Origin of the sequence: Rhizobium laguerreae (assembly GCF_019778565.1) — a bacterium.
GTDB lineage: Bacteria > Pseudomonadota > Alphaproteobacteria > Rhizobiales > Rhizobiaceae > Rhizobium > Rhizobium laguerreae.
The window spans coordinates 12772-26613 of the sequence record NZ_JAAXQT010000018.1; the positions used below are offsets into that span (position 1 = coordinate 12772).

Sequence of the window (13842 nt, forward strand, 5' to 3'; positions counted from 1 at the left end):
CAAGCTCGCGTACACCTCGGTATTTCCGTCACTACGGTCAGCCGGGCGTTGCAGAGCAGCCATGATGGGCTGGGGCGGTCGACCCGCGTATAACGAGCTCGCCTGAGAGCCGCTTGACGATCGGTGGCTTGCCCGGTGCACAGGAGCCCTCTTCGACCATCCGGACAACGACCCGGACCATTTCATCGACCGGCTGGCGGAAGGTGGTGAGGTCATAGTGAGGCCAGCCGGCAATGGCGATATCGTCAAAGCCTGCAACGGCAATATCTTCGGGAACACGACGCCCGGCCTGTTCTTTCAGCGCGTCGATGCCGCCGATGGCAAGAATGTCGTTCGCGAAGAAGATCGCATCGGTCTTCGGCGCGTTGTCGACCACCTTCATCGCCGCTCGACGACCAGCATCATAACTATATTCGCTGCCTTCGATCTGTGTCGAAAGAACCATGCCGAGTTCGGCAACGCGGGTGATGAAGGCGTTCCGGCGCTCGCTGTTGGTGCTCGTATGGCTGAGACCGGCGACATAGGCGACGTGACGGCGTCCGAGCGCATTGAAATGGTCGGCAACAGCCCGTGCGCCCTGGGCATTGTCGCAGGCCACGCAGCTCAGATCGACATCTTCGATGATCCTGTTGATCAGGATCGCCGCCCGGCCTTCCGTCGCCCAGAGGAGTGTCTGGGCGGAGAGGATCGTCGCCGAGATGACGATGACAGCGTCTACGTTGTAGCGGCGCAACGCCGAAAGCTGATCCTCGAGATTGGAGCCTCTGGCGATGTTGAAGAGCAGGCTCTGTTGCCCGATCTCCTGCAGTGCGCGTGAAAGCTTTTCGATGAGCGCCGGATAAAAGGGGTTCTGCATATCGGAGACGACGATGCCGATGATATTCGTCCTGCTCTTTGAAAGCATGCTGGCGATGGCATTCGGGTGGTAATCCATTTCAGCCGCGTGCTGCAGAATTTTTTCCCGCAGATCCGCGGCGATGCTAGCGCCTGGCGTGAAGGCGCGCGAAACGGCGGACTGACTGACGCCGATCATGCGAGCAAGCTCGCGCGCCGTGATAGGCTTGCGTTTCATACCGTCATCCGGCGATCCAGCCTTGCGCAGTGTCATCTCTCCTGACCGCTTTCCTTCCCAGACCGTAAGTTGTCCGTTCTGACAATTCAACGGACCATGTCTCACCCACGATGTTGCATGCGCATTCATTTTTTTCAATCATTCAATCGAATGGTGAGATGTGTAAAAAGCGCGGAAATGACGGACAAAAAGTGGAAGAAAGTCTGTGCTATAGCGTGAATTTGAAGGCACCTTCCGCGCAGCCGTCAGTTTGAGGTTAGAGATTCACTTCACGAAGAGATATTGAAATTTCCTATTGCATACGGATGCAAAACGCGTAATCTCCTCTCGAACGGCCCCGAGGAACGTATTTGTCCGCGGCTGTTGGGAGGATATCGCGAGGATAGATGTTGCGCGGAGGCGTGGCTCCGATCCCTTTCGTATGTCCTTCGCAAGGCGCGGCGTTAAAGCCGCCGGTAGTTGGCGCTCAGCCCGCTGCTGCATGCAAGAAGACAAGGAGTGAATGTGTCCAAGCCGACCGTCATAAAATCCGTGGAAGCTTTTCAAGTCAGCTGGGAAGCAAACGATGCGCCGGGACGGCGCACGGCGTTCATTCGTGTGGTGACCGAAGACGGCATCGTCGGCCACGGCGAGGCTTCACCAATGATGGGCGGCGAGCACTCCCTCGGTGTGATCAGAGATTTCGCCCCTTCGCTAATCGGCTCCGATGCGCTCGATCATTCAATCCTCAACGACCGGCTTCTGCACAAATACGTCAAGCTCGGTCCGGAAGGTGCTGTAACCGGCGCACTCGCCGCGCTCGACATTGCCCTTTGGGACATCAAGGGTAAGTATTTCAACCTGCCGATCTACAAGCTGCTTGGCGGCGCGTGGCGAACCGAAATTCCTTTTTACGCCTCGATCGGAAACAATTTTGGCCGAACCGTCGAGGAGACTGTGCGGGTTGTCGAGGCGCGGCTAAAGGCCGAGACGCCGGCGGCCATCAAAATCCGCTGGGATGGGGATCGCACCCGTCAAGACTATGATATCCCCGGCGATATCGCCAAAGCACGGGCCGTGCGCGAGCTCGTCGGCGACGATTTCCCGCTCGCGTTCGACGCCAACAACCAATATTCGGTTGGCGGCGCGATCCGTGTCGGACGAGCGCTGGAAGACTTGGGCTATATCTGGTTCGAAGAGCCGGTACAGCATTACAATGTCCGCGCCATGGGTGAGGTGGCGCAACGACTGGATATCACCGTTTCGGCCGCCGAACAGTCCTACACAACCCAGGCTGTTGTCGACATGATCAATGCCGGCGTGCGCATGGTGCAGCCTGATATCATCAAGATGGGCGGCATCACCGGCCTCATGCAATGCGCAGCGATCTGCTCCGCGCACGGTGTCGAGCTGGTGCCGCACCAGACGCAGCCGACCATCGGCCATGCCGCCAACCTGCATGTGCTTGCGACCATCATGCATATGACGAAGCCGGCTGAATTTGCCGATCCGTCAACGCGTATGCATGTCGCCTTCGCCAATCCGCCGAAACCGTCAAACGGCAAGTTCACGGTGCCGTCCGGCCCCGGTCTCGGCCTTTCCGTCATCGATGCTGAACTTGACAGACGGCGCGTGTAACGCCGACCCCCGGGAGGAAAAGGAAATGAACCTGAAGAGACGCCAGTTTCTTGAAGTTGCGGTGGCTTCCACCGCGCTAACGATGATCGGCATTAAGGGCGCGCGCGCTGCCAGCGATCCCAATGTAATCCGCATCGGCATCGCCGCCGGCGGACCGCGCACCAGCGACCCGAACCTGACGACCCAGGGCGGCGACAACTGGGCGACGGAGCAGATGTACGAGCAGCTTGTTCGTCCCGCTGACGGCACTTTCGCGACGGCTCCCGACCAGTATCTGCCGACGCTCGCCACCGAATGGACGATGTCTCCGGACGCCAAGAGCTGGACTTTCAAGCTGCGCGAAGGCGTGCAGTTTCACAAGGGTTACGGCGAGATGACCGCCGATGACGTGGTCTTCTCATACAAGCGGGCGATCGCCGGCGGCACCAACATGGCGATCCTCAGCAATATCGCCGACGTCGTCGCTGACGGCCCCTATAGTGTGACGGTCTCGCTGAAGACGGCCGATGTGAACTTGCTCGGCACGACCATCTTCTCCAACAACACCTCGATCGTTTCAAAGAAGGCCGTCGATGCGATCGGCGTTGAGAAATTCCAGACCGATGCCGTCGGCACCGGACCCTACGAGCTGACACGTTTCGATCCCCAATGGGGGACCGCGATGAAGCGCCACGAAGCCTATTGGGGAGACAAGGCAAAGACGCCAAATGTCGAATGCGTCTATATGGCGGACACGACGTCGCGCACGCTTGCGCTTCTGTCCGGTGACGTCGACATGATCGAGGCTGTGCGCGCGCCGGGATGGGTGGATTCCATGTTGCAGCGTGATCCGACCCTGATCATCGACATGACATCGCCGGGCTCCTTCAACACGCTGCATGTCAACCTGAACCGCAAGCCTTTCGACAATCTGAAGGTGCGCCAGGCGCTGATGTATGCGATCGACCGGCATGCGATCGCCGATGCGCTGAAGCCGATGGGCGGTTTTACAGCCGGACTGCAGCCCGATTTCTTCCCGGCCGGGTTCAAGACCGAAGACCTGCCGCCGGAACTGCAATACAAGCCGGATCCGGAGAAGGCGAAGGCGCTTTTGGCGGAGGCGGGATTCCCTGATGGTTTCGACTTCGACAGCAATTGCAGCCAGCGCGAGGATTATTCCTCGATCATGTTGATCGTGCAGGAGCAACTGCGCGCCGTGGGCATGCGGATGAACCTGAAGATCGGCGACCATACGGCCTATCACGCAGACAACAAGATGGACAAGAATACGCTTGCCCTGCATTCGTCGAGCTATCCGCCGATCCCGACGCAGCTCTATTTCCAGCAGCTTTCGGTTAAGTCCGAAGTGAAATCTGATGGTTCAGGCGGCCTGAACTACAGCCATTACGGTGTAGCGATCCCCGGCATCGACGATATCCTGGGCAAGGCGCTCCAGTCGACCGACTTCAACACCTATGTGGACAATTGCAAGAAGATCGAGCTGCAGGTGCTGCGCGACCTGCCGCTGGTCGGCTTGGCCAACCTGTCCTTCACGGTGGCGCGCAACGCTCGTCTCGACCTCGGCTACAAGGTGCAGAGTGGCTATGCACGCTGGCGGTTCCACCGTGCCGCGAAGACGGTGTAACGACGATGACATCGTTTTGGCAGCACGCAGAACGGCTTGCGGTTGGCTATATCCGCCCTTTGGGTTTGCGGGTTGCCGCAGCGATTTTTGCACAAGTGAAGTTCCAGTTTCGCAAGAATAACTGCCTTGCCAAAACTTGACCAGGGTAGGTGGTAGCGCTACCATACTTGAGCAATATCCAGCCGTTCCGGATCTTGGAAGCACGCTGGCATTGGGAAGCAGCTCGATAAGGGAGGATCGAAGCATGGCGATTAGCAGACGTAGATTCATTGGAAATTCCGCCGCCGCGATGGTCAGCGCAAGCCTGATGACGACGCTGGGCACAAAGGCCTTCGCGCAGAGCCAGGATACGCTGAGGCTCGCTTTTGCTGCCCGCGGCGTCCGGACGATCGACCCGGCGAAATCCATCCAGGGCGCCGACGAATGGGCAATCATCCATATTCACGACCTGCTGGTGGAGTTGCCGCTCGGCCATTTCCCCGATAACATCAGCGAGGTTCAGCCGAGCCTTGCCGAAAGCTGGACCATGTCCCCCGATGCAAAGGTCTGGACTTTCCAGCTTCGCAGGGGCGTCCAGTTCCACAAAGGCTATGGCGAGATGACGGCCGACGACGTGAAGTTCACGTTTGACCGTCTGCGCGATACCAAGGAGATCAGCGCCAACCGCGTCCTTTTCGACAACATCGCCGACGTGAAGACAGACGGGCCGTATAAGGTGACCTTCACGCTGTCGCAGCCGGATCCGCTATTCCCGATCGGGCCGCTCAGCCACTATTCGGCCAGCGTCATTTCGGCCAAGGCTTACAAGGAAAAGGGCAAGGAAGCGATCGAGAAGGATCCGATCGGCACGGGGCCTTACCAGCTCGAAAGCGTCGAGAGCGACCCGTCTCAGGGCGTCAAGCTCAAGGCCAATGCGGATTATTTTGGCGGCGCTCCGAACATCCCGAACATGCAGGTCATGTATATCGCCGATACGACGGCGCGCACACTGGCGTTGCTTTCGGGTGACGTCCACATGATCGAGGGCGTGCGCTCTCCGGGCTGGGTTCCCTCCATGCAGCAGCGCAATTCCGCGCTTCTCTTCGACGTCGCATCGCCTGGAAGCTTCTTCACCATCCAGATGAACCTGCAGGTGAAGCCCTTCGACGATATCCGTGTCCGCCATGCCGTCGCCTATCTCATCAACCGCGATGAAATCGCCGCTGCGATGTCGCCGGTCAGCCAGCGGACCTACGGCATCAATCCGCCCTCCTATCTGGGCGGCTTTACCAAGGACAGCATCCCCGAAGAAGTCCGCTACGACTACAATCCGGAGAAGGCCAAGCAGCTTCTCGGCGAAGCGGGCTTCCCGAACGGCTTCAGCTTCACGGCCGACACCTCTCAGCGCGAGGACTATTCCTCGGTGATGCTGATCATTCAGCAGCAGCTTCGCGCCGGCGGCATCGACATGAAGCTGAACATCAAGGACCACACGGCCTTTCATGCCGACCAGGGCAAGGGCACCAATACCATGTACCAGCGCTCGGCGGCCTATCCGCCGGTCCCGACTCAGGCGATCATCGAACAGCTGTCGGCCAATGCCGAGGTCAAGTCGGATGGATCAGGGGGCCCGAACTTCAGTCATTACGGCGTCGCGATCCCTGGCATTGACGATCTTCTCGGCAAAGCCATGGACGAGCCCGATCTCGGTAAGCGCATGAAGCTGGTGCAGGAGATCGAGGTGAAGTTCCTCAGCGACATGCCGCTGCTGCCGATCTCGGACAACGGCTATCTGGTCGTTCGTTCGCCTTCGGTCGATCTCGGCTACGAGCTGAAGTCGGGCTATGCGCATTGGCGCCTTACCAAGGCAAAGTTCGTCTGAGACGCGACTAGCGGTTATCCGCGCCTTTCATCCGCCGCTCTGAAAGATCCCCGGGGCTGTTTGTTCCGGGGAGGGTGGTCGTGTCACTCCCGCTCGCGGCGGGGGCGAGGCTTTGCCCCAGGGTGAAGCCGGCTCGAATTGAACGGAGGCGCCAGGCCTCCATCAGGTCTAATCGCAAAGGATTTGCAGGCAATGACATATGCGTCGGTCACCATCGCCCTCCCGACAGGAGCATCAGATTCTGTCCGCTGGGCCGCCTCGGAATTGAGGGCGGCCCTGAAACGCCGCGGCGTTTCTTCGACCGAAGGCAGCGCGACCAATGGGGGCCCGCTGGTCGAGGTCGTTACGGGAAATGACAGGCCATCGCTGAATTCGCCGGTCGAATTGCCGGGGAAGGAAGAGTCCTTCACGCTCTATCGCGAGGGCGCGCACATTGTTGCCTGGGGCCGCGATGACCGTGGTCTCGTCTTCGCTCTGACGGAGCTCGCCGACCGGGCCCGCTATGCGCAAGGGGCGGATATTTTCGAGGGGACCTTTCCGGTGGTTGAAAAGCCCTCGGCGCGCATCCGCAGCATGGCCCGTCTCTTTTGCAGCGAGGAAGAGGACAAGGCCTGGTTCTACGACAAGCAGCAATGGCGCGACTATCTCACCATGCTCGCTTCGAACCGCTTCAATCGTTTCTCGCTGACGCTCGGCATGGGCTATAACTACCCCTATCACAATCCGTGGATCACAGACGTCTACTTCTACTTCCCCTATCCCTTCCTCATGAAGGTGCAGGGTTTCGAGGTCGAGATTGTCGAGCTTTCCGAAGAGGAGCGCGACACCAATCTGGAGATGCTGAAGTTCATTGCCCGCGAGGCGGCGAAGCGCGGACTGGAATTCCAGCTCGCGCTATGGACCCAGCGGTATGACTTCGACGATGTGCCACGCGCCAACTACACCGTGGCGGGCGTGACCGACGCCAATCTGGCACCGTATTGCCGGGCGGCGCTGACGCAGCTGCTGACTGAGGTTCCGGAGATCACCGGTCTGACTTTCCGCGTCCATGTGGAAGGCGGCATTGCAGAAGGCGACTATGGCTTCTGGAAGGAAGCTTTTGCGGGTGTTGCCGCCGCCGGGCGGCCGATCGAGATCGACATGCACGGCAAGGGCCTCGACCACGCGATGCTGCAGATTGCCCGCGAAACCGGCATGCCTTTTGCCGCTTCGCCCAAATATCTCGCCGAGCATATGGGGCTGCCCTACCACCAGTCCGCCATCCGCGACCGCGAATATCCGCCGGAAGTGGCGCGTAGCGAGCGCGAGAAGCTGAGCGAAGGTTCCCGCAAGTTCCTGCGCTACAGCTACGGCGACCTTCTGACCAAGGACAAGGACTACAAGGTCATTTACCGCATCTGGGCCGGCACGCAGCGCGTGCTCCTCTGGGGCGATCCCGATCTTGCAGCAGGTTACGGCCGCAGTTCGATGTTCGCCGGCTCCGATGGCGTGGAGTGGTGCGAGCCGCAAAGTTTCAAGGGGCGCATGGGCACCGGTATCCCAGGCGGCCGCTTCAATTACCAGAAACAAGGCATGGCAACGCGCTACGACTGGCAGAAATACGACTATCAGTACCGCGTCTGGGGCCGCTTGCTTTATTATCCGGAAGCCCCGCGCGATAGCTGGATGCGCTACCTCGCGCATGAATGCGGCGATGCGGCCGAATATTGCGAAAAGGGCCTGTCTTTTGCCGGCAAGGTGCTGCCGCTCGTCAGTCTCACCCACGGTCCCTCTGTCTCGAACAATCACTACTGGCCGGAGGTTTATACCAACCTGCCGCTGATCGAGGGCACGGGGCAGCGCGCTTATGGCTTCGACATGGACGGGCCGGTTCGTTTCGGCAATGCGCCGACCTTCGATTCCGCCCTCTTCGTGACGGCGCGCGAATATGCGGAATTGCTCTTGGCCGGCAAGGCGTCGCACCGCTATACGCCGTTCGACATCGCCGACTGGCTGGAAGAGCTTGCGGAAGGCTGCGACCAGGCCGTGCTCGACGCCAAGAAGACGGCCAGTTTTGCGACCCCGGCCGTGCAGCGCATCATTGTCGATGTCGAAATCTGCGGCGGGCTCGCGCGCTTCTTTGCCGAGAAGTTCCGGGCTGCCTGCTGGGCGGAGCTCTTCGTCGCCACCAAGGTCTCATCGCTGGTGGAGCCGCTTCTCGATCACGCGCGCCGCTCCGTCATGGCCTGGGAACGGGTCGCCGACATCTCGCGCGATTTGTACCAGGACGATTTGACCTATGGGCCGCAATCCTGGCTGCGCGGCTCCTGGCACACGCGTCTGCCGCAGATCCAGGCCGAGCTTCTCGATCTCGAATCGCTGCGCGGCGGCGGAAAGTATGAATCCGTCAAAGCAGACGAGACGGTTCAAGCGGCGATCGATGCCATCAAGGCACGCCGGGCGGTCGTCGCGGGCAGTCTGCAAGTCGAGGCGGCCGTGTCCTTCAATGCCGGCGCCGGGTTCGATGTCCGCGTCAGCGGCGAAATGGACGACGAACCGATCCTGCACTACCGCCACGTCAACCAGGCCGAACGGTGGAAATCGACGACGATGTCGCGAACCGGCGAAGGTTACGCGGCCTCAATTTCCGGCGATTACACCCAGTCCGAGTTCCACCTGCAATATTTTGTCAGCTCGAAGAAGAACGGACAGGCCGTGCTGACGCCTGGCCTCGATGGCAAGCTGGCCAACGAGCCATACTACACGGTCCTGCAAAGCTGAGGTTCGCGGCCAGGTGGCCGCGCCTTCACCTCTCCACGTCTACTGCCTGAAGCAGCAGACGTGGAGAAAACGAAATGACGCCGCCGATCGCGGCGGAAACGGAGGAAGAGCTCTACATGGCCCGATACCTGTTGCTCAGGCTGGCTGATGCCATCCCGACGATACTGCTGGTGCTGACGCTGGTCTTCATTGCCATGCGCATCCTGCCGGGCGACCCGGCGATTGCGGCGCTCGGCGACATGGCGACGGCCGACCAGCTGGCTCTGTTCCGCGAAAAGATGGGCCTCAACGTGCCCCTCTGGCACCAATATATCAACTTCGTCATCGGGGTCTTCACGCTCGATCTTGGCAAGTCGCTGATGACGGGCCAGAGCGTCCTCGGCCTGATCGCCTACAATCTGCCCTATACGATCGAGCTCACCATCGTCGCCATGGTGATGGGTCTTGCCGTCGGCGTTCCCTTCGGCGTCTATGCCGCGACGAACCGCAACAAGACGCCGGACTCGGCCATGCGGGCCTTCTCGCTGGTCGGCTATGCCATACCGGACTTCTATCTCGGCGCGCTGCTTTTGATCGTCTTCTCGCTCAATCTCGGCTGGTTCCCGATCAATGGCGGCGGCACGGGTTTCGTCGATCGGATGCACCATGTCTTCCTGCCGGCGCTGACGCTCGCCTTTGTCAAAGCCGCCTTCATGGGCCGCCTGACACGAACATCGCTGCTCGAGGTGCTCGGTCGCGACTACGTGCGTACCGCCCGTGCCAAGGGTGCACGCGAGACGCGCGTGATCTATCGCCACGGTTTGCGCAATGCCTTGCTGCCGCTGACGACAGGCATGGGACTGAGCATGCTGGCGACGCTCTCCGGCTCGGTTGCCATCGAATTGGTCTTCAACCGCCCAGGCATCGGCAAGCTTCTCATCAGCGCCATCGCCGAGCGCGACTATGCCGTGATCCAAGGCGGCGTGGTGGTCTTCGCCATGCTCGTGGTGCTGGTCAACCTGCTGATGGACCTCCTCTACATCGTTGTCGATCCGCGAATTCGGGTGAAGTGATGACTACGACATTTGAACCAACTCCCCCTGTCATTGCCGATGATCATCGTCTGGCGGATGCCATAAAATGGATCGTCTACGGCCGAATCTCCACAAGCTTTGCTCTTGTCATCGCTGTCAGCTTTATCTTCGTGGCGGTCTTTGCGCCGTGGCTGGCGCCCTACGACCCGCTGGCCCAAAGCATCCTCGCGATCAACAAGACGCCGTCCATGCAGCATTGGCTCGGCACCGACCAGTTCGGCCGCGACGTACTCTCTCGCATGATCTACGGTTCGCGAAATTCGCTGATCTTCGGCATCACCTCGCCGATCCTGGCGGCGATTTTTGGCACGATCCTCGGCGTCGTCGCGGGCTATTTCGGCGGCATTACAGACCGCATCATCTCGCGCGTCATCGACCTGCTCCTAGCCTTTCCGGAGTTGCTGCTCGCGATCATCATCGCGGCCGTGCTCGGCGGCGGCTTCTGGAACATCATCACGGTTATCACCGTTGCTTTCATTCCGGGTTTTGCTCGCGTGGCACGCGCATCGACGCTCGCTGTCAAGCAGGAGCCCTATGTCGAGGCGGCGATCGCCGTTGGCGTGCGTACGCCGGTCATCATCTTCCGTCACATCATCCCGAATATCGCCGCGCCGATCGTCGTGCTTATGACGCTCTGGGTTGCCTCTGCCATCCGCCTCGAAGCCTCGCTGAGCTTTCTCGGCATCGGCACACAGCCCCCGAACCCGAGCTGGGGCAATATCATTCGTGATGGCCTCAACAACCTGTTCGGATCCTCGTGGCCGGTCATCGGTGCGGGCATCGCCATCACCTGCGTCGTGCTAGCCTTCAACCTGCTGGGCGATGCCGTGCGGGACGTACTGGACCCGGAGACCGCCCAATGACTGCACCCTTGCTGAAAATCCAAAACCTGACGGTCGATTTCGGTTCCCCGGCCAACCCCATTCGCGCTGTCAACGGCGTCAGCCTGGAGGTCGAGGCTGGTGGCGCGGTCGGCATCGTTGGCGAATCAGGCTCGGGCAAGTCGGTCACTTCGCTTGCCATCATGCGCCTGCTGCCGGAGATCTGCCGGATTTCCGCCGGCAGCGTGGAGTTCAACGGCACCAATCTCCTGACGCTGCCGGCGCGCAGCATGCCGCAGATCCGCGGCCGCGACATCGCCATGATCTTCCAGGAGCCGATGAGTTCGCTCAATCCGGTCATGACGATCGGCGACCAGATTGGCGAAGCGATCAAGCTGCACGAAAACATGAGCCGGGAGCAGCGCCGCGCCCGCGTGATCGAGCTCCTGAAACTCGTCGGCATACCCGACGCGGAAGGTCGCCTCGGTGCCTATCCGCACCAGTTTTCAGGCGGCATGCGCCAACGGGTGATGATCGCCATGGCAGTCGCGTGCAATCCGAAGCTGCTGATCGCCGATGAGCCGACCACCGCTCTCGACGTCACGATCCAGGCGCAGGTGCTCGACCTGGTGCAGAAGATCCGCCGCACGCTGAACACGGCCGTGCTGCTTATCTCGCACGACTTAGGCGTCATTGCCGAGGTCTGCGACCGGGTAGTCGTCATGTATGCCGGTCATGTCGTCGAAAACGGCGACGTCCGTTCGATCTTCGCCAATCCCAGCCATCCCTACACCCGGGGATTGCTGCGCTCGATACCGCGCCTTAGCGACGAGGACGGTGGCCAACTCTACCAGATTCCTGGCTCGGTCCCGGCCGCCGGCTCGGTGAAAGTGGGGTGTCCCTTCTATACGCGCTGCCCACTTCGCGTCGAGAAATGCTCGCGCGAGATGCCGCCGATGTTTTCCTTCGGCGCCTCGCACAAGGCCGCCTGCTGGGTCACCGGAGAAGCAGTGGCGCCCTTGCAAGCCATCGGGGAGAAAATGTGATGACGGCTATCCTGCGCGCCGACAATATCCAGAAGGTCTTCTCGAGTGGCGGAGGTCTCTCATTCGGGCAGCTGAAGCAAGAGGTGAGGGCCGTTGACGACATCAGCCTGGAAGTGATGAAGGGCGAGACGTTGGCGCTCGTCGGCGAATCCGGCTGCGGAAAATCCACCTTCGGCCGCCTGCTGTTGCGGCTGATCGAGCCGAGCGCCGGACGTATCGTTTTCGACGGGATCGACCTGACCACGCTCTCGCATGAGAAGATGCGGGCGATGCGGCAGAAGCTGCAGATGATCTTTCAGGACCCCTATGGCTCGCTCAGCCCCCGCCGCAGCGTTGCCGATATCATCGGCGAGCCTCTCGATGCTTTCGGTCTTACCCGCTCCAAGCGGGAGAAGCGGGAGCGTGTCGCCGACCTCCTGAACCAGGTCGGTCTGTCACCGAGCGCCATGGACCGCTATCCGCGCCAGTTTTCTGGCGGCCAACGCCAACGCATCGGCATTGCCCGAGCAATCTCGCTTGAACCAAGCTTCATCGTCGCCGATGAGCCGGTCTCCGCGCTCGACGTTTCCGTGCAGGCGCAGATCATCAACCTGATGCAGGATCTGCAGAAGAAGAAGGGCTTCTCCTTTCTCTTCATCGCCCATGATCTTGCCGTGGTGCGTCATATCGCCGATCGTGTCGCCGTCATGTATCTCGGCCGCATCGTCGAGATCGGCCCGAAGCGCTCCGTGTACAACGCTCCCCAGCATCCCTATACGCAGGCGTTGCTGTCGGCAGCTCCCGAGCCCGACCCGGATCGCAAGGCCAGCCGCATCGTGCTCCAAGGGGATGTGCCAAGCCCGACGCGCATCCCCGCAGGCTGCAGTTTCCACACCCGCTGTCCGATCGCACAGGATATCTGCAAGGTCGAGCGCCCACCGCTTCGCGAGGTCGCTGCCGCCCAGTTCGCCTCTTGCCATTTCGCCAAGCCCAAACCGATTCCGGTGCCGGCGTGAGACGGCGGATGCGCCGCTTGCCGTCGTTATTAGTAACGACATCAAAATCCTTGAGCTCGGTCTGACACAGGAGAATGAAACCCGTGGAAGAGAAGGATTTTCATGGCCGCGTCCAGTCCGTCGATCGCGCGATGATGTTGCTCGAAGTGTTGGGCGAAGATGAGGAGGGCAACCGCCTCAGCGACCTCGCCAGCCGCACCGGACTGGCACCTTCGACGGTTCACCGCCTGCTGACGACGCTCGAGCAACGCCAGTTCATCCGGTTCGATCCCGCCGGCCGTCTCTGGCATATCGGTCGACAGGCCTTCGCTGTCGGTTCCGCTTTCGCGCGCCAGCGCAATATTGCCGCCACGGCCCTGCCGTTTCTGCGCCGTCTGCGAGATCAGAGCCGCGAGACCGTCAATCTCGGCATTGCCGATGAAGGCGAGATGCTGGTGGTGAGCCAGATCGAAAGCCGCGAGATCGCCCGTGCCGTCACCCATGTCGGGGGCAGCGTGCCGATGGCAGCCTCTGCCATGGGCAAAGCCATTCTCGCAACCTATGCAGATGAAGACGTCACGGCGATCCTCGCGTGCCACGGCTTGCGGCGCCTGACAGCAAATACGCTCACACGCCGTGCCGGCCTCGTTGCAGAGCTTGAGACGGTCCGCCGGAACGGTCACGCCGTGGACGATGAAGAGTGCCAATCAGGATTGCGTTGCGTCGGCGCCACCGTCTACGATCACCAGGGAGAGGCACTGTGCGCCATTTCGGTCTCGGGTCTTGCCACGCGGATCACCGGGGATCGCATTGCAGTGCTCGGGTCGCTGGTCGCCGAGGCCGCCGACCGCTTAACGCTCGGTCTCGGTGGAATTCTGCCTGGTCACATTGCGGCCGAGTGAGTGACACCGTCTTCGGTGCCGTTACCCTTTCGGATGGTGGACGGCCCGCATCGCCCGCCCCGGTGGCAAAACGGGCCGATCCTTTCGCGTCG

The 13842-nt window shown here is 60.8% G+C and carries 10 protein-coding genes; 9 read left to right on the plus strand and 1 reads right to left on the minus strand.

Translation table 11 applies throughout. From position 1 onward, the window contains the following. Positions 1-37 precede the first annotated feature (37 nt). Positions 38-1072: a LacI family DNA-binding transcriptional regulator gene (locus HFO71_RS34115; RefSeq protein ID WP_168340905.1), complete on the minus strand. Its 1035-nt coding sequence runs from the start codon at positions 1070-1072 to the stop codon at positions 38-40. Between the two features lie 504 nt (positions 1073-1576). Here HFO71_RS34115 and HFO71_RS34120 point away from each other — a divergent pair. The 9 genes from HFO71_RS34120 to HFO71_RS34160 all read left to right on the plus strand — a co-directional run bounded on the left by HFO71_RS34120 (position 1577) and on the right by HFO71_RS34160 (position 13750). Next, positions 1577-2689, plus strand: coding sequence for an enolase C-terminal domain-like protein (locus HFO71_RS34120; protein ID WP_168340906.1), 1113 nt, complete (start codon positions 1577-1579; stop codon positions 2687-2689). A 25-nt stretch (positions 2690-2714) separates the two neighbouring features. Beyond that, positions 2715-4313, plus strand: a complete 1599-nt coding sequence (locus tag HFO71_RS34125; RefSeq protein ID WP_168340907.1) for an ABC transporter substrate-binding protein — start codon at positions 2715-2717, stop codon at positions 4311-4313. A 244-nt stretch (positions 4314-4557) separates the two neighbouring features. Next, positions 4558-6174: an ABC transporter substrate-binding protein gene (locus HFO71_RS34130; protein WP_168340908.1), complete on the plus strand. Its 1617-nt coding sequence runs from the start codon at positions 4558-4560 to the stop codon at positions 6172-6174. A 192-nt stretch (positions 6175-6366) separates the two neighbouring features. Continuing rightward, positions 6367-8934: a hypothetical protein gene (locus HFO71_RS34135; RefSeq protein ID WP_168340909.1), complete on the plus strand. Its 2568-nt coding sequence runs from the start codon at positions 6367-6369 to the stop codon at positions 8932-8934. Positions 8935-9008: 74 nt separating this feature from the next. Continuing rightward, a complete protein-coding gene (locus tag HFO71_RS34140; RefSeq protein WP_221989043.1) occupies positions 9009-9986 on the plus strand; it encodes an ABC transporter permease in 978 nt (325 codons plus the stop codon). Continuing rightward, the gene (locus HFO71_RS34145) at positions 9986-10870 is read left to right on the plus strand and encodes an ABC transporter permease (protein ID WP_168340910.1); all 885 of its coding nucleotides are present in this window, start codon (positions 9986-9988) and stop codon (positions 10868-10870) included. The genes HFO71_RS34140 and HFO71_RS34145 overlap by 1 nt, the downstream gene beginning before the upstream one ends. Beyond that, positions 10867-11874 (plus strand): ABC transporter ATP-binding protein, encoded by a 1008-nt coding sequence (locus HFO71_RS34150; RefSeq protein WP_168340911.1) that lies wholly within the window; start codon positions 10867-10869, stop codon positions 11872-11874. The genes HFO71_RS34145 and HFO71_RS34150 overlap by 4 nt, the downstream gene beginning before the upstream one ends. Continuing rightward, a complete protein-coding gene (locus tag HFO71_RS34155) occupies positions 11874-12869 on the plus strand; it encodes an ABC transporter ATP-binding protein (RefSeq protein ID WP_130794883.1) in 996 nt (331 codons plus the stop codon). Before HFO71_RS34150 ends, HFO71_RS34155 begins: the two co-directional genes overlap by 1 nt. An 83-nt stretch (positions 12870-12952) precedes the next feature. Then, positions 12953-13750: an IclR family transcriptional regulator gene (locus HFO71_RS34160; RefSeq protein WP_338150508.1), complete on the plus strand. Its 798-nt coding sequence runs from the start codon at positions 12953-12955 to the stop codon at positions 13748-13750. Positions 13751-13842: the final 92 nt, after the last annotated feature.

What these genes read in the sequence shown, in the direction of transcription:
- HFO71_RS34115 (WP_168340905.1), bottom strand. Translation starts at nt 1,072, where the DNA reads ATGAAACGCAAGCCTATCACGGCGCGCGAGCTTGCTCGCATGATCGGC.
- HFO71_RS34125 (WP_168340907.1), top strand. Translation starts at nt 2,715, where the DNA reads ATGAACCTGAAGAGACGCCAGTTTCTTGAAGTTGCGGTGGCTTCCACC.
- HFO71_RS34130 (WP_168340908.1), top strand. Translation starts at nt 4,558, where the DNA reads ATGGCGATTAGCAGACGTAGATTCATTGGAAATTCCGCCGCCGCGATG.
- HFO71_RS34135 (WP_168340909.1), top strand. Translation starts at nt 6,367, where the DNA reads ATGACATATGCGTCGGTCACCATCGCCCTCCCGACAGGAGCATCAGAT.
- HFO71_RS34140 (WP_221989043.1), top strand. Translation starts at nt 9,009, where the DNA reads ATGACGCCGCCGATCGCGGCGGAAACGGAGGAAGAGCTCTACATGGCC.
- HFO71_RS34145 (WP_168340910.1), top strand. Translation starts at nt 9,986, where the DNA reads ATGACTACGACATTTGAACCAACTCCCCCTGTCATTGCCGATGATCAT.
- HFO71_RS34150 (WP_168340911.1), top strand. Translation starts at nt 10,867, where the DNA reads ATGACTGCACCCTTGCTGAAAATCCAAAACCTGACGGTCGATTTCGGT.
- HFO71_RS34155 (WP_130794883.1), top strand. Translation starts at nt 11,874, where the DNA reads ATGACGGCTATCCTGCGCGCCGACAATATCCAGAAGGTCTTCTCGAGT.